The organism is Streptomyces sp. NBC_01235, from assembly GCF_035989285.1.
Classification (GTDB): domain Bacteria; phylum Actinomycetota; class Actinomycetes; order Streptomycetales; family Streptomycetaceae; genus Streptomyces.
Map to the genome: position 1 here is coordinate 10,644,799 of NZ_CP108513.1, position 18,256 is coordinate 10,663,054.

At 68.0% G+C, this 18,256-nt stretch carries 13 protein-coding genes and 6 pseudogenes; 9 read left to right on the forward strand and 10 right to left on the reverse strand.

Going from position 1 to position 18,256, the window contains the following annotated elements:
• Window positions 1–37: 37 nt before the first annotated feature.
• Both OG289_RS47700 and OG289_RS47705 read right to left on the reverse strand, forming a co-directional pair.
• Window positions 38–564, reverse strand: a pseudogene (locus OG289_RS47700) (transposase); the annotation flags it as partial.
• 244 nt (window positions 565–808) lie between these two features.
• Window positions 809–1,453, reverse strand: coding sequence for a dihydrofolate reductase family protein (locus tag OG289_RS47705; RefSeq protein WP_327320274.1), 645 nt, complete (start codon window positions 1,451–1,453; stop codon window positions 809–811).
• A gap of 190 nt (window positions 1,454–1,643) precedes the next feature.
• Between OG289_RS47705 and OG289_RS47710 the strand changes: the two are divergent.
• Window positions 1,644–1,712: pseudogene (locus OG289_RS47710) on the forward strand (phosphotransferase); the annotation flags it as partial.
• Between the two features lie 379 nt (window positions 1,713–2,091).
• Here OG289_RS47710 and OG289_RS47715 read toward each other — a convergent pair.
• The gene (locus OG289_RS47715; RefSeq protein ID WP_327320275.1) at window positions 2,092–3,729 is read right to left on the reverse strand and encodes an ABC transporter permease; all 1,638 of its coding nucleotides are present in this window, start codon (window positions 3,727–3,729) and stop codon (window positions 2,092–2,094) included.
• Window positions 3,726–4,688, reverse strand: coding sequence for an ABC transporter ATP-binding protein (locus tag OG289_RS47720; RefSeq protein ID WP_327320276.1), 963 nt, complete (start codon window positions 4,686–4,688; stop codon window positions 3,726–3,728). Before OG289_RS47720 ends, OG289_RS47715 begins: the two co-directional genes overlap by 4 nt.
• A gap of 275 nt (window positions 4,689–4,963) precedes the next feature.
• Between OG289_RS47720 and OG289_RS47725 the strand changes: the two genes are divergently transcribed.
• Window positions 4,964–5,839: a DUF6544 family protein gene (locus OG289_RS47725; protein ID WP_327320277.1), complete on the forward strand. Its 876-nt coding sequence runs from the start codon at window positions 4,964–4,966 to the stop codon at window positions 5,837–5,839.
• 98 nt (window positions 5,840–5,937) lie between these two features.
• Here the strand turns inward: OG289_RS47725 and OG289_RS47730 are convergent, their stop codons facing one another.
• Complete coding sequence (locus OG289_RS47730) at window positions 5,938–6,696, reverse strand: hypothetical protein (protein ID WP_327320278.1); 759 nt, start codon at window positions 6,694–6,696, stop codon at window positions 5,938–5,940.
• A gap of 286 nt (window positions 6,697–6,982) precedes the next feature.
• Between OG289_RS47730 and OG289_RS47735 the strand changes: the two genes are divergently transcribed.
• Together OG289_RS47735 and OG289_RS47740 are read left to right on the forward strand one after the other, a co-directional pair.
• Window positions 6,983–7,576, forward strand: a complete 594-nt coding sequence (locus OG289_RS47735; protein WP_327320279.1) for a transposase — start codon at window positions 6,983–6,985, stop codon at window positions 7,574–7,576.
• Window positions 7,577–7,937: 361 nt separating this feature from the next.
• Entirely contained in the window at window positions 7,938–9,167 is a 1,230-nt protein-coding gene (locus OG289_RS47740) for an IS110 family transposase (protein WP_327313467.1), read from the forward strand.
• A gap of 81 nt (window positions 9,168–9,248) precedes the next feature.
• Here the strand turns inward: OG289_RS47740 and OG289_RS47745 are convergent.
• Window positions 9,249–9,404: pseudogene (locus tag OG289_RS47745) on the reverse strand (oxidoreductase); the annotation flags it as partial.
• Window positions 9,405–9,850: 446 nt separating this feature from the next.
• Here OG289_RS47745 and OG289_RS47750 point away from each other — a divergent pair.
• The 3 genes and pseudogenes from OG289_RS47750 to OG289_RS47760 all read left to right on the forward strand — a co-directional run.
• The gene (locus OG289_RS47750) at window positions 9,851–10,339 is read left to right on the forward strand and encodes a hypothetical protein (protein ID WP_327320280.1); all 489 of its coding nucleotides are present in this window, start codon (window positions 9,851–9,853) and stop codon (window positions 10,337–10,339) included.
• A 191-nt stretch (window positions 10,340–10,530) separates the two neighbouring features.
• A pseudogene (locus tag OG289_RS47755) lies at window positions 10,531–11,837 on the forward strand (ISAs1 family transposase).
• Between the two features lie 297 nt (window positions 11,838–12,134).
• Window positions 12,135–12,581, forward strand: a pseudogene (locus tag OG289_RS47760) (ATP-binding protein); the annotation flags it as partial.
• 75 nt (window positions 12,582–12,656) lie between these two features.
• Here OG289_RS47760 and OG289_RS47765 read toward each other — a convergent pair.
• From OG289_RS47765 to OG289_RS47780, 4 genes and pseudogenes are all read right to left on the reverse strand, one after another.
• Window positions 12,657–13,562 carry an aminoglycoside phosphotransferase family protein gene (locus tag OG289_RS47765; protein ID WP_327320281.1) on the reverse strand — a complete coding sequence of 302 codons (906 nt, stop codon included), beginning with the start codon at window positions 13,560–13,562 and terminating at the stop codon, window positions 12,657–12,659.
• A gap of 254 nt (window positions 13,563–13,816) precedes the next feature.
• On the reverse strand, window positions 13,817–14,653 hold the full coding sequence (locus OG289_RS47770; protein WP_327320282.1) for an IS5 family transposase: 837 nt from the start codon (window positions 14,651–14,653) through the stop codon (window positions 13,817–13,819).
• 223 nt (window positions 14,654–14,876) lie between these two features.
• Window positions 14,877–15,048, reverse strand: a pseudogene (locus OG289_RS47775) (IS5/IS1182 family transposase); the annotation flags it as partial.
• Window positions 15,049–15,240: 192 nt separating this feature from the next.
• The gene (locus OG289_RS47780; protein WP_327320283.1) at window positions 15,241–15,933 is read right to left on the reverse strand and encodes a hypothetical protein; all 693 of its coding nucleotides are present in this window, start codon (window positions 15,931–15,933) and stop codon (window positions 15,241–15,243) included.
• A gap of 195 nt (window positions 15,934–16,128) precedes the next feature.
• On the opposite strand from OG289_RS47780, the gene OG289_RS47785 reads away from it, so the two are divergent.
• On the forward strand, window positions 16,129–17,235 hold the full coding sequence (locus OG289_RS47785) for a hypothetical protein (RefSeq protein ID WP_327321018.1): 1,107 nt from the start codon (window positions 16,129–16,131) through the stop codon (window positions 17,233–17,235).
• A gap of 233 nt (window positions 17,236–17,468) precedes the next feature.
• The gene (locus OG289_RS47790) at window positions 17,469–18,008 is read left to right on the forward strand and encodes a hypothetical protein (protein WP_327321019.1); all 540 of its coding nucleotides are present in this window, start codon (window positions 17,469–17,471) and stop codon (window positions 18,006–18,008) included.
• The last annotated feature ends 248 nt before the right edge of the window (window positions 18,009–18,256 follow it).

Consider the following 18,256-nt stretch of genomic DNA (forward strand, 5'->3'; position numbering starts at 1 on the left):
CTCGGCTCCGACCCGGAACGTTCACCGGGGCCGGCGATCAGGCTGCGGCCTCTGTGGGCCACCGGCCCCAGCGGATGCCCTTCTCGATGGGGGAGGATACGTGCGCGCTCGCGACGCTGGGCGGCGAGGACGTCAGGGTGGCGGGCGTGGGCGTTGCGCCGGCACGGACAGCGGGTGAAGGGCGTTGGTCTGCACGGTGTGCTTGGGGTGGCTGGAGTTGGCCAGGGTGAACCGGCGAAGCGGCCCCAAGTGCGCCTCGACCGGGTTCGCCCAGGAGGCGTAGCTCGGGTGAAGCACAGCTCGACCTTGTTCTTCCGGGCCCAGGCGCGGATCGTCTTGGGCGCAGGGGGCGGAGAGGTTGTCCAGGATGATGTGGATCGGGGCGACGTCCGGGCGGGCGGCCCGGATCGACTTCAGCGCCGCGAGAGTGTGGTCCGCGCCCTTGCGGCAGTGGTTGACGCCCCAGAGCCGGTCCTCGCCCACGGAGTAGCGGCCGTGGAAGCAGCGCACGCCATGGGTACGGTGGTGGGCGGCCGGCAGCCGCTCGGGGCGGCCCTCCCTTGCCGGCCCGGCGGGTGACCTCGTTGACGGTTTCGCGCGAGGTGGGGGGAGGCCGAGCTTGCCGGCCGTGGTGCGGATGCGGTTGCCGGTGAGCTCGCTCACGACGAATCCAGCAGGTTTCAACGCATCGGCAACTGTCCCTTTCCATCCGTACGAGACCGGGGACGTTCATGTCTACGCCGACACGGCCCGCCTCAGGACAGCCCCGGGAGCAAAACAACCGTCCGGGGCCGGCCCTGAGGACTGGTCACTTTCGCCAGAACAGGTGGTGCGTCACCCCGCTCGGGCTGGGAACGACCTCCAGGTGGAACCTGTCGAGCAGCTCATCGGGGGACTCCCAAAGCCGTAGACCGGACCCGAGCGTCACCGGCGAGACCGCGACATGCATGGTGTCGACGAGGTCGGCGTCAAGGAACTGCCGGATGGTGGTAACCCCGCCGCCGAGTCGGACGTCCTTGCCCTGTGCCGCCTCCCGGGCCTGATCGAGGACCGTGGCCGGATCGTCGTCGACGAAGTGGAAAGTGGTGTCGGACAGAGTGAACGAAGGACGCTTGTGGTGGGTCATGACGAACACCGGGGTGCGGAAGGGGGGCTCGTCACCCCACCAGCCCTGCCACTCATGGTCGTGCCAGGGCCCACGCTGGGGCCCGAACTTGTTGCGGCCCATGATCTCGGCGCCGATGTTGCGCGCGTAGTCCCGCGTGAGGTAGTCGTCCAGACCCCGGCTCCCCCCGGGGTCGGTGCGCATGGGCCAGCTCGCCGTGGCGCCGGCCCAGGCGAACAGCCTCTCGGGCTCGACATGGCCGAATGGCCTCTCGAGGGTCTGGTCCTCACCGGCGCCGATTCCGTCGCTCGAGACGTTGAAGTTCTGGACTCTCAGTAGCTGAGCCACGTGTTCCTCCTGTGTTGTCGACAACGGCGGTGAGACTTGCCGGGTCGGGAAAACTCATCGCTGCGTCCGTGACCGGTGAGACTTTGGTCTACCCAGTGTCCTGACCCGTGAGGTTTGCGCGGTTTGAGCAGGCTCCTGTGGTGAGGAGGCGTCCTTTTGAGGGCCCGGCGCGCGTGGCTGGGACAACCAGCTGTGGCGGCTCGGTGACGACCTCGCCGTCCGGCTGCCCTGGGTGACGCTGTCTGCGGACGCGCTGCTGCACCACGGCCGTGTCCGCCGTGTCCGCCGTGCTCGTTGTCTGCCCGCCGAGCGCCATGCGACCACTTTGGCGCCGGGGCTTTCTCCGGGGGCTGTTGCGGGACGTCCAGCGTCGATGCGTGTGGTGAGGTCGCGGCAGTAGTCACGCGGTGACCGTGGAGGTCTGGGCCGTCGCCGAGGGGATCAACACGCTTTCCCGTTCGCCGCTCCAGCGCGACAACGGCGGCTGCCTGAACACCGGGGGCTCCGACGCGTGCTCCGGTATCGCCCCAGGACACCGGGTACTTCAGCCACACCTTCGAGCCGTTCCTCCTCCTCCGGCCTCACCTTCACGGAAGATCTGCGGCAGGCCCGCCACGGTCCCCATCCACGTCGGGAGCTCAGGCCGGAAGGGCCAGGTTGCGGTGGCGGGATGTGACGATGCCGACCACCGCCAGGGCGGTGAAGGCCACGAGAAGGGTGAGGACGGGAGCCATGGTGATCGCGGCCGCCGGTGCCTTGGGGGTATGGGTGAACGGCGACAGGTCCTGGGCCCACTGGGGCCATTTCAGGCTCGGGCCGAACAGCGGGCCAAGCAGGACGGACGCCATGAGCACGGTCCAGGAGACCGGGCCGGCCCACCGCGGCAGCAGCCCGACCACCGCGACCACGACACCGCCGAGCACCAGGATCCCCGGCAGCTGGGCGAGCGCGGCCGTCGTCAGGTCGCCCAGCTGGGCGGCGACACCTCCGCCCAGCGTCCGGCCGGCCGTCACTCCCATGCCGACCGCGAAGAGCAGGAGGAGCCCGGCGGCGCCGAGTACGGCGTTCATGATGTGGCCCGTCGCCCACCGTGCCCTGCTCACCGCGGTCGCCAGGACGGGCTCCAGACGGCCCTCGGTCTCCTCGGTATGCATGCGCAGCAGGATCTGCACCGTGTAGATCGCGGCGGCCATGCCGGCCATCCCGATGATCGAGGTGCGGTAGGCGTCGACGATCCGGTCCGTGCCGCCCACGCGTGTGTACCAGTCGCGGGCCGAGCCGTTCATGTCCGCGATCTCGCCGCCGATGGCGCCGAGGACCAGACCGAACCCGAGCATGCCGACCGCCCAGGCGAGCAGAGCGCCCCGCTGCAGCCGCCAGACCAGCCCGAACGGGCTGAGCAGGCCGGGCGCGGCCTCGGCGTGGCCGCGCCGCTCGGGGAGCATGCCCCTGCCGACATCCCGTCGGCGCACGAGCGCGCCGGCCAGGCCGAGCAGGACGGCGAAAAGGACGGCGAACAGCGCGAGCGGCCACCAGCGGTCGCCGCCGAACGGCCGCATCTGCTGGCCCCAGCCGATCGGGGACACCCAGGACGGCCAGGCACTGACCACCCGCAGCCCGCTCGCGTCGGCCCGGCCGAGCATGTTCCCGACGCCGCTGAGCAGGAAGGCGAGACCGAGGACCGCCGAGGCGATGCCACTCGCCCCGCGCGTGGTGGACGACAGCTGTACGGCGACCGCGGCGACACCGGCGAACACGATGCCCACCGCGCCGACCGACGCTCCGGCCGTGACCGAGCCCGCCACCGGCTGACCGTTCACGATCATCGCCAGGCCCAGCAGTGCCGACAGCGCGATGTTCGCGCCGACCGTGACGACGACTCCCGCGGCGAGCCCCGCGTACCGCCCCACGACTGTCGCGCCGACCAGATCGGCGCGCCCGGTCTCCTCGTTCTGGCGGGTGTGCCGCACCACGGCGAACGTGCTCATCAGCGCCGCAAGCACCGCCAGCGTGAGATAGCCGCGGACCAGGGTGTAACCGCCGACACTGGCGCCGGAGGCCAGGCCGAGCATGCGCATCGCCGCGTTGCCCGCCATGAGCTCGGTCTGTTCGATCACGTCCTGGCGCGTGGGGAGGCCGCTGACGCTCATGGCTGTGATACCGGCCATGAAGGCGCTCAGCCCGAGAACCCAGGCGGAGAGGGTGAACCGGTCGCGCCGCAGCGCGAGCCGGGTGAGCGCGACCGTGCCGGTCAGCCCGGCCGTCCGCCCGGTCATCGCGCACTCCCCAGACCCGCTTCGGCGTCCGAGCGGCCCGCTTCGGTGTCCGAGGCGTCCGGGACGCGTATGTCGTCCCCGTAGTGGCGCAGGAACAGCTCCTCGAGCGTGGGGGGCGAGCTGGTCAGCGCACGGACGTCGAGCGCCACCAAGTGCCGCAGCACCTCACCCAGTTCACCCGGGTCCACACTGAACCGCGCACTGGTGTGGTCCCGGTCCCCGCTCAGGTCGTGCACCCCGGGCACCTCGCCCAGCGCGTCGATCGGCTTGGCGGTCTTGACGGTCACCGTCGTACGGGTCAGATGGCGCAGCTCGTCGAAGGTGCCCGACTCGGCGGCCCGGCCCGCGCGGATGATGGTGACGCGGTCGCACAGCGCCTCCACCTCGGACAGGATGTGGCTGGACAGCAGCACGCTCCGGCCCGCCCCGCGCAGTTCCCGGACCACCTCCTGGAAGACCGTCTCCATCAGCGGGTCGAGACCGGAGGTCGGCTCGTCCAGGAGATACAGCTCGACATCGGAGGCCAGGGCCGCCACGAGGGCCACCTTCTGCCGGTTGCCCTTGGAGTAGGCGCGACACCGTTTGCCCGGGTCGAGCTGGAACCGCTCCAACAGGTCGGCCCGGCGCTTCCGGTCGAGGCCCCCGCGCAACGTGCCCAGCAGGTCGATCACCTCGCCCCCGGTGAGATTCGGCCACAGATTCACCTCCCCCGGCACGAACGCCAGCCGGCGGTGAAGCGAGACCGTGTCCCGCCACGGATCCCCGCCCAGCACGGAAACCGTTCCGGCGTCCCTGCGCAGCAGTCCCAGCAGGACCCGGAGCGTGGTCGTCTTGCCGGCGCCGTTGGGCCCCAGGAAGCCGTGCACCTCCCCGGTCCCCACGGTCAGGTCGAGACCGTCGAGGGCCCGGGTCGCACCGAACTCCTTGACCAGTCCGGAAACCGAGATCGTCGCTGTCACGTCCGCTCACCTCATCGCGAGCATCCTTCGCCCACTTCATCACCAGCATCCACGCAGAGAGAGGCCTCGGGGTAGGGCCGAACCGTCCCGGGTCCCGGGTCCGGGGTCCCGGGTCCGGGGTCCCGGGTCCTTGGTCCTTTGTCGTGGGCAGGCGGCAGGTGGTGACCACCGGTCCCGAGCGGCGGGGACTCACGGCACTTGTCCGCCGGGTCTCCCAAGGCGTGGCATGGAGGTGGTGCCGCGCACGGCGGCATCGCGCCGGAGAGCCAGGGCCGATGATCAGCACACGCGCAGGAGCAGGCCGCGGGAATCGGGACGAGAACCCGCTCCGGCCGAAGGACCGCCTCTACGACCGGCTGGTGGAGGACGTCGCCGCTGCCGGCCTGCGGTCCGGTCACCCCGAAGGTGTGGTGACCGACGCCGACCTGGCAGGGCTGCCGGACGCCGTGCAGCGCTACATGCGGTTCATGGGCGTCGTCGGCAGGCCCCGTGACTGGTCCTTCCGAGCCCGCTTCGTCGGCCGCTTCCGCATGCGGCCCGACGCCGGCTGGGCAACGGCGGAGGCTTGGCAGTACAACTCCGCCGTCGAGATCGCCCGCGTCTTCGTCCTGCGGATCCGCCTCGCACACCTGGTACCGGTCGTCGGCCGGGACACGTACGTCCAAGGACGTGGGCGGATGCTCGTCAAGCTGATGAACCTCGTCCCCGTGGCCGACGGCAAGGGCGAGGAGTTCGACCACAGCGAGCTGATCACCTATCTCGACGACGCCGTCCTGCTCGCACCGTCGATGCTCCTCGGCCCCGCCGCGTCGTGGGCAGCGGTCGACGACCGCGCGTTCGACGACCGCGCGTTCGACGACCGCGCGTTCGACGTAACGCTCACCGATGCGGCGCGGTCCGTGACAGCACGGGTGTTCCTCGACGAGCGCGGCGCTCCCGTCGACTTCCACGCCGACCGCTACGCCACGCTGCCGAGCGGCCTGACCCTGGCTCGCTGGAGGACCCCGGTCACGACCTGGGACACCGCCCTGCCGCAGCGGCCACTGCCCGGCCCGGCCAAGGCCGTCTACGACCTGCCCGACGGGCCGTTCCCCTACATCGAGGGCCGGTTCGTGCCCGGCACGGTGGCCTACAACGTCGCACCCGGCTGAGGCGGCGGCCGCCCGCCGATACGCCATGGCGACAGGGAACCGACGCTGCACCACGCCGCGCGGCGGGCCCATGAGACGGAGCCCTGCCCCATCGGTTTCTACCGGCCGACCCGTCCGAGCCGCAGGTCTCGGTGGAGGAACCACGCCGTACCTGCGACGACCGTCCCGCAGACCGTGGGCACGAGCAACCACGGAAGGCCCGTCCACACGGTGCACAGACCCACGACGGCGCAGGTGACCCCCGTGACCATGAGCAGCCACTTGCCGTACGGGCGCCAGGTGAAGAGCCCGGGGTCGCGCGGCCTGGCCAGATGCATCGCACCGAACAACAGCGCCAAGGCCGCCAGCAGCCCCGCGAACGTGCCGACAGCAGCTGTCATCTGGGGTTCGTCGCGAGGCGCGTCGGCGGAATCCTGCCGGACGTCACCCTCGGCGACCTCCACGACGACGCCGCGCCACACGGTACCGGTGACCCGGTCCCCCCGCTGAAGCCCGCTCAGCACCGGCCCCGGGTCGCCGAACGGCACGACCATCCTCGGGAAGGGCTCCGGGCCGAGCAGGGTCGCCCGCATGTTCTTGGTGGTCTTCCGGGTGCCCTCGACGGTGAAGGTGACCTTCCGCAGGCAGTCCTCCGGCCTCGGTATCACCGTGCGGGCGGGGCACGCCTCGGCCGCCTTGTATTGCCGGTACCGGGTGCGATCGGTGGGCAGCCAGGTGGCGAAGACGAAGTAGCAGATCAGTGCGGCGGCCAGGGACAGAGCGATCAGAGCGGTACCCGCCAGCCGGTTCCGGCCGGCCCTCGGCGGGGGCGGCGGTCCGTCCGCGCCCCGGACGGTGCCGATTCTCATCGTGGCCATCGTTTGTCTCCCCCGCCGTTCCCAACCGAAGGGACACAGTCTCTTCCAGCCGCGATCAAGCAGGCTAGGAGATCGACCGGCAGTCGGAGGTCACTGGTCCTTGCCGTATCCGGGCAACATGATCCTCGCCCAGCCCGCTCCGTCCGTGAGCGGACGTTCTTCGGTGGCATGCTGCAAAGGAGGATCAACTTCGGTGCAGCAAAGGCCCTTTGGTGATATGTGACCCAGGTTGGCACACTGCTACCCCACAGTGCTCGGACCATCCGGGCTGCAGCGTCGACGGGGGGTGGACAGGGCGACGATCGGGCCGGCCGCAGCCATCGAGGAACTGTGGCAAGAGCTCTACCAAGCCCAAGCCTTGGGCACCCGCCAGCAGTTTGCCTTCCAGATCGAGGAAGCCCAGCTGGAGCTTCGCAATGGGGCGATCACCGACGCCACCGGCATCCCGCTCGCCGCCACCCCGACCGGCGGCAACCGCAACGACGTCACTCGGCTGATTCCGCTGCTCCAGGCCGTGCCGCCGGTGCGGGGCAAGCTCGGTCGGCCCCGGCGCCGCCCAGACGTGGTCCTGGGCGACCGCGGCCACGATCACGACGAGTACCGTCGGCTGGTCTGGGATCTCGGCGTGAAGCCGCTGATCGCCCGCCGCGGCACGAGCACGGCTCCGGACTTGGCACCCAACCCTGGGTCGTCGAGCGCGCGTTCGCCCATCTGCACTGGTTCCGCCGCCTGCGGATCCGCTGGGAGATACGCGACGACATCCACGAAGCCTAATTCGTTCTCAACGGCCCACACAGAGCGGTTGTCGCTCCAGCGGGTTGTTCGAGTACGGGGGCTGCGACGCGTCCGGCGAACCGGGTTCATTGAGACCTCCGCATAGAGCGGCGTGCAGTCCCCGTACTCGTGGTGGTGGTCGCGTGGGCATCGGACGGATTCCTACACGAAGCCTGGCTTGAGAAGCCTTGAGCGAAGAGCGAAGCGCTCGCGCCTGCGTGACCGCCACTACCCCAGGCCGTGCTTGCTCGTTGACGTTGGTGGTGCGAGCCCGCTGCATGATGACCTCTCGATATGCCCGAGCTTTGCGAGCTCCCGTCGAGACCGAGGCCCGTGTGACGCGCTGGTGCCACGAACGGCTAGTGAGGTGGCGGACCGGCCTTGTCGCCGAGTCCTGGAATTAGGTCGCCGCGTGGCCCGCATGCGCTCGTGACCAGCGCAAACACCCACGCCATGGGGAGGACGCCTTGATCTACTGCGGAATCGACTGGGCCGAGAGGACGCACGACGTCGCCCTGGTCGACGACTCGGGCCAGCTGATGGCCAAACGCCACATCACGGATGATGCGGCCGGCTACAAGATCTTGTTGGAGATGCTCGCCGAGTACGGCGACACCGAGGAACACCCGATCCCGGTGGCCATCGAGACCTCCCGAGGTCTGCTGGTCGCCGTGCTGCGGCAGGGCAAGCGGAAGGTCTTCGCGATCAACCCGATGGCCGCCGCCCGCTACCGCGACCGGCACAGCGTCTCCCGCAAGAAGTCCGACCCGGGCGACGCCCTGGTGCTCGCGAACATCCTGCGCACCGACATGCACGCCCACCGGGTCTTGCCCGATGACAGCGACCTGGCCCGCGCCATCGCTGTCCTCGCCCGCGCCCAGCAGGACTCCACCTGGAACCGTCAGCAGATTTCCAACCAGCTCCGCTCCCTGCTGCGCGAGTACTACCCAGCCGCCCTGGCGGCGTTCGAGTCCTGGAAGAACGGTCTCTGCCGCCCTGAAGCCCACGAAGTCCTCAAGCTGGCTCCAACTCCCACGCGAGCTGCTCGACTGACTCGCACCCAGCTCCAAGCCGCCCTCAAGCGGGCTGGTCGCCAACGCGGCATCGAAGCCGAGACCGAACGCCTCCGTGAGGTCTTCCGCGAGGACTGCACCCACCATCCTGCCCTCGTCGAGGACGCGCTCGGCAAGCAGATGCTCGCCCTCCTGGTCCAGCTCCAGGCCGCCTGCACGGCTACCGACGACCTCGCCCAGGCTGTGGAGGAAGCTTTCCCTCAGCATCCGGACGCTGAGATCATCCTCAGTTTTCCCGGCCTCGGCGTCCAGCTCGGCGCCCGGGTGCTCGCTGAGATCGGGGACGACCGCGGCCGTTTCGCCGACGCCCGCGGCCTGAAGGCATACGCCGGCTCCTCGCCCATCACCCGGGCTTCCGGCAAGAAGTCCAGCATCACCCGCCGCTGGGTCAAGAACGACCGCCTCAACCACGCCGGCTACCTCTGGGCCTTCTCCGCCCTCCGGGCCTCGCCCGGAGCCATGGCCCACTACCGTCGCCGCCGCGACGAGCGTGGGGACTGGCACGCTGCCGCCCAGCGCAACCTCTTCAACCGCATGCTCGGACAGATGTTCCACTGCCTCCAGCGACGGGAACTGTTCGATGAGAACACCGCATTCCCAACTGCCTTGGCCGCTGCGGCTTGACGACTTGAGGTCGTGAGGTGTCTTCCTCGTCCTCGGATGCGCACTCATCTGCTGGCGACGCCTCACCTCAGCTGTCGCCCGCTAGTTTTTCTGCAGGGCGCGGGTGACACCCGCGATGACGGCGCTCGTCAACACCCAGCCGAAGGCAATCAGCAGGTAGGCCACCCACTGGAGGCTGTCGTTCGACCAGTACCGGGCCGTGCGCTGACCTGGACCACCGATGGGGATCAAGAGGTCGGCATCGATGCCTTGTATTGCCTGCCCGGAATTGAGGGCGCGCACGAGAAGGGCGGGGTGGAGCACGGCCCCGGCAAAGTCGCGGATTATCCGCTTTGTGTCAGGTGAGGGCCGGACCGGATCAGGCCCGTGCCGCACGTCGTGGGACACCGTCCACCGGCTTGGCAGGTCGGCCAGCCAGGCGTTGATCTGCGCTAGGCCGAGCCGTCGGCTCGGAGACCCACATGCCGGAGCCGGAGTGCCGTCGGCGGCCATCGGCTTCCAGCACGGGCCGAAGGGCCCTGGTTATTGCGTCGTGCTGGCTCGACACTGAGAGGTATCACCAGCACGGTAGGGAGGCAGCGATGCTACGGCTAGCGATGTTGCTCGTGGGTGCCCTGTTCCTGGGACTCCTGGCCCTCGTGATCGTCGTCGTTCTCGGGCTGCGGGCGGGCTCTCCGCGGGTCTTGGACGCCATCCGCCGGGTCAACCGTGCCGTCTTCAACCGAATGCAGATGAAATCCGCGGGCACGCCAGGGGCGTACGCCTCCGTGATCCGACACCGCGGTCGAACGTCGGGCAGGGCCTACGAGACCCCCATCGTGGCGGTGGCAACCGATGACGGGTTCGTGATCGCCCTGCCGTACGACCTGCGTTCAGACTGGATGAAGAACGTGCTCGCCGACGGCTGCGCCACAATCGTCCACGAAGGGCACAGCTATCAGGTCGACAGGCCCGAGATCATCACCATGGAGGAGGGGCACCGCAACTTCCCCGCCAAGCAGCAGCGCACGCATGGACGGTTCGGCGTCGAGAACTGCCTGCGCGTCCGGCGGGTCGGGCCACCCGAGGCCGAGGAGCGGGCCGCCGAAGCCACCAGGGGAGTCACGCCGGTGGCTGACGACCCCCACCTCGATCAGGCAGGCGACGCCTCCCACAAACGTTCCACATCATGACGTCATATCCGTCGACCGGTCTGTGGAGGCAGCTCGACGCCGAGAACCGGATTGTCCACAGGGACTGGCCCAGGGCGTTCTGCGCGGATGTCCTGCGTCATGATCGGTGACGGCGGTGGCCCTCGAACGCAGGCGAACACGTCCCCTGTGGATCATGGAGGTGTCTAGACTTCACGATCTTCAAGGGTGCCGTGTTCGTTCCTCCATCATCCCCCATCGTTCCTCCTGCCCGCGCTCGGGTTCTGTCCCTGGCCCGGTCCGCCACCCGCAGCAATGATGAAGTACGCGGCCTGCTTGCCGAGTTGGGGCAGGTGCCTGATCCTCGCGCCCGCAAGGGCAGGCGCTTTGCCCTGGATTCCCTGCTGGCCCTGGCGGTCTGCGCGATGACACCGGCCGGAAACGACTCGCTCACAGCGGCCGCCGAGTGGTGTCAGCGTGCCACCGCGCAGGAACTGGCGGCCTTCAAGCTGCCCTACAACGTGCTGACCGGCCGCTTCCGTGTCCCGAGTGAGAAAACACTGCGCCGCGTGCTGGGTCTGCTCGATCCCGCCCGGGTCAGCGCGGCGGGCTTTGCCTCCCTGCGCCCCGTCCTTCGACAGGCCGCCCGCCCGTTCCCCTTCGGCGCACACCCCCGACGGGCTGATCGAACGGGAACAACGGCGTGCTCACCGGCTGGCCCAGCAGCAGGACACACCCCCGCCATGGCGGCGACGGGCCTACGCGGTCGACGGCAAGTGCCTGCGCGGGGCCCGCCGCGGGGACGGCAGCCGCGTCTTCGTCCTGTCCGCCGTACAGCACGGCGACGGCATCACCCTGGCCTCCCGCGAGATCGGCGCGAAGACCAACGAAATCCCCGAGTTCGCGCCCCCTGCTGGACCAGATCGACGATGCTGACCTAACCGACGCCGTGATCACTGTGGACGCTCTGCACGCTCAACGTGCCCACGCCACCTACCTCGTCGAACAACGCGGCGCCCACTACCTGTTCACCATCAAGGCCAACCAGACGAAGCTCGCCAAGCAGCTTCAGGACCTGCCCTGGAAGAAGATCCCCGTCATCCACCGTGACGACAGCGCCGGCCATGGCCGCCACGAACAGCGCCGCGTCCAGGTCGTATCCGTCAACAACCTGCTCTTCCCGCACGCCCGCCAGGTCCTGCGTATCCAGCGCCGACGCCGCACCCCAGGCACGAAACGGTGGCGTAGCGAAACCGTCTACGCCATCACTGACCTGCCCGCCGAGCAGGCAAGTGCCGCCGAGATCGCTGCCTGGGCCCGCGGACACTGGACCGTGGAGAACAGCGTCCACTGGGTACGAGACGTGACCTTCGGCGAGGACCTCTCCCAGGTCCGCACCCGCAACACTCCCGCCGTCCTGGCCGCCCTCCGCGACCTGATCCGCGGCACCCTCGTCCTCGCCGGCTACGTCAACACCGCCTCCGCACGACGCACCCACACCGACCGGCCCCGCGTGCTCGCCCTCTACGGCATCACATGATCACCACGAACCCGGACATCCGGGTAGAACGCCGGGGCCCTGCGGGGTGGAGGGGCAGATCGGCTGGTTCCGCCGCAATCACATGGTCCCGGTCCCCGAGGTCGCCTCCCTCGCCGAGCTGAACGCGATGATTGAGCAGTGGGATGAGGAAGACGAACGGCGCCGGATCGGCTCCCGTCCGCGGCCGGTGAGCGAGTACTACGCCGTTGAACGGCCACTGCTGCAGCCGTTGCCCGACGATCCCTTCGGGACTGGGAGGCTGTTCACCCTGCGGGTGGACCGCTTCAGCCAGATCAGTGTCCGTTCGGCGACTCGGGCACCGGTAAGTCCCACCTGCTAATCGCGCTCGGGACCGAGGCCGCCATGGCCGGCTTCCGTGTCCGCTACACACTCGCCACCAAGCTGGTCAACGAGCTCGTTGAAGCGGCGGACGAGAAGATCCTGACCAAGACAATCGCCCGCTACGGGCGCGTTGATCTTCACTGCATAGACGAGCTGGGCTACATGGAGCTGGACCGCAGGGGCGCTGAGCTGTTGTTCCAGGTGCTCACCGGACGCGAGGAGAAGAACAGCGTCGCCATCGCCTCCGACGAGTCGTTCGGTGGGTGGACCAAAACGTTCACCGATCCCCGACTCTGCGCGGCCATCGTCGACCGCCTCACCCTCGGCGGGAACATCATCGAGACCGGCACGGAATCCTACCGACTCGCCAGCGCCCGGGCCCAGGACACAACCGCGGGATGAAGTACTGCGAAAGAGACAGTGATTGCACACGGCCCCATCAAGATTTCCTCACCCGCGACCAGCAGCCGCTTCAAGTCACGCGAGCGACTTGTCCGCCAGGATACGTTCCAAGGATCGTTGACCCGTCCGGCTCATGGCCGGGTTGCTTTTGACGTAGTACCAGACCAACCCCATCGCTTGAACGAAAGCCCACGCCTTGCCTCGCTCCCATTCAAGGTCGTCGCTACCCAGGTGATCACGGAGCACCTGCCGCGGCCCAGCCTCGAGCAAATGCCACGCACTCACAAGATCCAGCGAAGGGTCAGCCGGCCCGAAGCCGCCAACGTCGAGAATCCCCGCAAGCCGACCAGCGGACACGAGCACGTTGCCAGGAATCAGATCGCAATGGGCCATGGCGTCCTCAGCTGCACCTCGCGGCAGATCACGCAAAGTTGCCCAGATACGGCGCAGCCGAGGGACATCCAGGAGTTGCTCACTGTGTCTGAAACAGGTCTCCATCCACGCGTCATGGGACCGCAGGTCGCCTCCTCGACCTGTGCCGGCGAACGTGCGGCCATGCGTGTCGATCGCGCGTAGGTCGCCGATGAGATCGGCCAAGTCACGGGCAAACGCAGACGATTCGCCTGGGTCCTCGTTGGCGGCCACGACGCCGGGCAGCCACGTCTGCACCGACCACGGAAGCGGGTAACCTGCCCCAGGTTCACCAAGCGCGACCGGCTCGGGCGTGGGGAAACGCGTGCGACCTGCCAGCTCGCGAGCCGCTTCCGCTTCGGATTCCAGCCAGCGCCGCGTCGACTCGACGTCTGCGGACTCAAGAGGGAATCGGGCTGTGAACCGATCGCCAATACGGAAGATGGCGTTGACCGTACCCTGCGCCGCGATGCCCCTGACTGGCAGGCTCCGCCACTCAGGAAACTGCTGCTCTACCAACATGCGCACCGTCTCAGGTGACACCGTCAGCTGGTTGGCGTGCATCTTCATGGTGGAAGCGTCCGCGTCACGATCTTCAACTGCAACCCATTTCTGTCGCGCAACGTCGCCTGCTGGAAGTCCGGCACGTGGTGCGGTGCCCCTGAATGCCATAGCGGGTCATGCCATGGCGGTCACCGAGACCAGACAGACGGCCCCCGCAGCGGTGCGACCCATCAAGAACCTTGTCGGATCTCATCGACATTTTCGAGCTGACTGATCGCTAAGAGGGCGTTTGATCTAGGTGGATTGCCCTTTATCTCCTATTAAGTTCCTCGCCAGGTGGGTGTCGTCTCGTCCGTTATGCGCTTGGTCAGGTTGTCGATGGAGGCGACGTGGATCACGGTCTCGGAGCTGGCGGGCAGGGTCTCGTAGTCTCGGGCGAGGCGCCGGTGCAGCATGATCCAACCAATACTTCGCTCGACAACCCAGCGCCTTTTGGCAACGTGAAAGCCGCGAACTCCCGGGTTTCTGTTGACGACTTCGACGTCGATTCCGAGGCTGGCGCCGTGCTCGATGACGGCGTTCTTGAAGCCGGTGTCGACCCGGCTCTTGGAGATGGTCGGGTAGGTCTTCTTGGCCTGGTCGAGGAGCTGGATTCCGACGGCGTTCTCGGACAGGCTCGCGGCGGTGACGGTCACGGCGAGGATGAGTCCGATCGTGTCGCTGAGGATGCCCCGTTTCCTGCCGACGATCTTCTTGGCGGCGTCTGTTCCCTGGCTGGTCAGGGGCACGTTGGTGGAGGTCTTCACGCTCTGGGTGTCGATCACGGAAGCGGTCGGTTCGGGCTTGCGTCCTTCCTTCACGCGGGCCAGACCGGTCAGGTCGTAGATGAGCTGGGCGAGGATTCCCTCGTCGCGCCAGGCGGCGTAGTAGGCGTAGACGCTGCCGTGATTGGGGAAGTCGTGCGGGAGGTATTTCCAGGGGATTCCGGTGCGGTTGATGTAGAGGAGCGCGTTGAATACGTCGCGCAGGTCGACCTTGGCCGGCTGCCCGGTGGGCCTGAGGTCGAGCCGAGCCTTTCTCCAGGCCGTCGACGTCGGCTCGATTAAGGCCCATCGGGCGTCGGACAGGTCGCTGGGGTACGGCTTCCGCTGGCTCACGCCGTAGCGCGATCATGGATGTGGCGGATGGTCCCGTTCCGCTACTGCTGGGCGTTTCTGCCTGATCTTCAAACCAGACGGACTTCATGCACGAGAGCCGGAGCAAACGGGCAGCCAAGTTCGCAGATCGATAGGCGCGAGTATGTACGTAAGGCGCAAGCACCCCAAGCCTGACAGTCGTGAAAGTTACTTACCGACATAGAGCATCTCTAAATGCCCACTAAGCAACAACGAGCAACATCCGCTCCTCCAGCGGTAGCGACCATGGGCCCGGGCCGCGGCACTTCGGCTCCCTCGCGGCGCAGCATCGTGATCAGCTTGCGGAAAGCGCGCGGGTTCAGCCCGGTGAACGGGACTATCCAAGACGGCTCCGACGCCGTGATCACTGCTGTCACATCAAGATCGTCCCACCACCTGGCTTTGTCCACGAGAACGGGTTCTGGCTCAACTTCCGTGCAGTACGTGGCCGGAGTGTCCGTGCACACGGGAGTGCCCGAGGCTTCCGAGTCGACAGCCGACGCAGGCTGACCATCAGGGATCGGAGTCTGGCAGCAGTGGCAGTCAGCATGCCCGGGGTGCTTTGCGCGTTACAGTCCGGCCGCCTGGACGAGGGACGCCCTCTCGAGCTCGTCCAGATGAAGGCCAGCCGGCAGTTCGTCGTCGGCCAGCAGACGTCGCACCCATGCCGCGTCGGCAACGAATGCCGCACGGCACAGGGCCCGTTCAGGGTGGTCTTTCTCAGGGCCGCTGACCGCCAGGTCCCACGCGCTGTCGGGGTCTGTCGGTGCGGACAGGGCGGCGGCTACGAGCACGAGCCCGAACAACTCGTTCCGGCGTGGGATCGATGGATCGGCAGTCAGTCGCAGCAGGTACGGGACGACCGCCGGCATTGTGCCACTAATGGCCATTGGTCCTGACATCACAAGCCAATCCAGTGCACGTTCGGCCATCTCAGCCGCGTCGGGATCGAGCAGTCCGCGTAGGACGACCGGGACATCAACCGGGCAGCCAGGAATGGACAACCACTCCACGTCCTCGCACCCTTCCAGTGCCGGATGCGGAGAAGCCTCATGCCTCAGGTGTGGGTAGGCCGCCGTCAGAGCTGCTGTCGCGGTCACTGCTGCGGCCTCGTGATCCACCTTGCACACCAGTGTGCCTCCCATCCGCCCGCCGGCGCCGTACCAGCGAACATCGACCGCGTAGACGCCACGAGTCCATCCACGCCCCACTTTCACGACTTTGAGAACCCGACCCTTGCCCGCCAGCGCATTTACGTTCACAGCACGGAAGTTGAGCCAGAGCCCGAGAACGGGCAGCAGATGTTCACCACTTCGGGGGCACTCGGCACATCGATGATTCGAACGGTGACGCTTCCCATCGTGGCGGTGCACGGTCCCGCGCGGCGGATGAAAAACAGGTTGGCCGGTCCGCCGCAGAGCTGCGACGATGCCCCCCGTTTCTCTAGCGGAGGGCATTTGTTCGTTTTCGTGTGTGCCGGGTGTGGCGCCAGGCTGACCAACCCGATGTCTCAGGTAGAGCTGCCGGCCCACGCCCATCAGAAGTACGGGAACGGGATTCAGCTCCCGGTTCTCATGGAGTCGGGCACGTTTGCCGTGGAACCGGAGCCCTGGGGGCACCCGTGGCGGAGGTGGGAGGAGATCGATCCAGACGAGGCGGCAGCCCGCGGCATCCACGCTCCGGTCTACGCCTTGTCCGGCGGCCCACCCGGCACCATCGTCATCGCACCCGGGGATACCCGCGGCACCGTGCTCGTTCCGGAGCAAGCCGGCGGCTACTGCTGCGGCCTCGACTGGGGTGACGGCCTCAACATGGCTTGCGAGGCGTGCGGCCTGCCCGTGGCGAACCGCATCGACGACTGCTCACTCTGGCAGGCGGTCTGGCTCGCGCCGTACGCCGTGCACCGCCTGCCCGTCGACGACGCCGACATCGCAATCCTCTCCTGGGCGGAACTATTGGTGGAGGGGAAGGTCACGCCCCCGAGCGTGCCGATCACGAGATGGGGCTCGCTGCTCGGGCTGGACCATTGGTGGTCATGGAGCCCGCAATGGGAGGCGGCAGCCGGCCGGGCGCTGGCCCACCTGCTGGCCGCCTCGGATGGCCGGCCGGTGGCTGTCCCGCAAGGCCTGATCGCGGAAGTGTTCCAACGCGCCCTCGACGTCCTGCTGCCCGCGGTCCAGCCGGCGCGGCGCGCCGTCCTGGCCGGACCCGGACTGCCCGCCCGCGATACGGACGCCGACATAGTCATCGTGCCGACCCACCCACAGACGGGGGAAGTCTGGAGCCCGGCCGGCCCGGCCGCATCGGCATACCCGGTGCCGCTGCCGTTCGGGGTGTGGATGTGGATGGCCTTCCCCGAGCCACACCTCCACCTCCCCGTCTCAGGAACCATGCCCGACGGCGTTCTCCGCGACGACCCGCCCGCGCCGCGTCCCCACCACCTGTTTCGGGCCGACCCGGGAACCTTCCAGCACACGTTGGTTCGGTTGCCGGCCGTCCGCAGCCCGTGGCTGCGCGAGATCCTGGAGAACCTCACGCACCACATGCGCGCCGGCCTCTTCTAGCCGACTGGCAGGGGCGCCGGTACTCACTCTTCGGAACTGCCGCAATCGAACAGAGGCGGTCAGTGGTGCCTCCCGAAGTGGTGAACATCTGCCGTCCGTTCTCGTGGACAAAGTCACGCCACCCCAGAGCCCGGACTTACGGAGATCCCTACGTGCCTGAAATTCACTGGGCGGTCTCGTCATCGGCCGGTAGCGTGCGACGCAGAACCAAGGGGGATGAGCCGGTGCGCCCAGTGCTGTTGGTGGATGTGGACGGACCGCTGAATCCGTATGCCGCGAAGCCGCACCGCCGGCCCGAGGGCTATCAGACGCACCGCCTACTGACGCCTCGCTGGGAGGCCACCGAGCGACGCCGACTGACTGAGTGGGGACTGCCGAACAAGCCCGTGAAGCCGTTGCGGGTGTGGCTCAACCCGGATCACGGCCCGGCGCTGGATGCCCTTCCCTTCGACCTGGTGTGGGCGACCACGTGGGAGGAAGAAGCCAACGCTTTCATCGCGCCAGTCCTGGGATTGCCGGAGCTGCCCTTCATTCCCTGGCCCTCCCCGCGGGCTCAGCCCGGCGGCGGTGTGTTCTGGAAGACGCCTGAGATGGTCGCGTGGGCGAAAGGCCGGGCGTTCGCTTGGATCGACGACGAGATCGCAGAGGCCGATCACGCCTGGGTGAAGGAACACCACGACGGTCCCGCCCTGCTGCTCCGGATCGACCCCCGATGCGGCCTTGCCATCGACGACTTCGCCGCGCTGACGGCATGGGCGACCGGCCTGGACTGACTTCACCGCCGGTCGACAACCGCCCCCGACGCCATTCCGCACGAACATTGCGGGACAGCCCTTAGGGCTCGCCGGAAAATAACCTGCAAGTTTCTGGACTTGAAAGTGCAGGTCAGCGCGTTGCCCACCTACACGTTATTCTCTGGCAGGCCCTTAGTACTCCAGCTGTAGATCGTGTCGGCAGTAAGGAACGGGTGCCGAGTCCGCTCAGCCGCGTCGGCAGGCCCTGCTGCCGCCTGCCCGTCGTG

Excerpts from the sequence above, each read along its gene's own strand:
- OG289_RS47715 (WP_327320275.1), bottom strand. The coding sequence starts at position 3,729 with ATGACCGGGCGGACGGCCGGGCTGACCGGCACGGTCGCGCTCACCCGG.
- OG289_RS47725 (WP_327320277.1), top strand. The coding sequence starts at position 4,964 with ATGATCAGCACACGCGCAGGAGCAGGCCGCGGGAATCGGGACGAGAAC.
- OG289_RS47730 (WP_327320278.1), bottom strand. The coding sequence starts at position 6,696 with ATGGCCACGATGAGAATCGGCACCGTCCGGGGCGCGGACGGACCGCCG.
- OG289_RS47765 (WP_327320281.1), bottom strand. The coding sequence starts at position 13,562 with ATGAAGATGCACGCCAACCAGCTGACGGTGTCACCTGAGACGGTGCGC.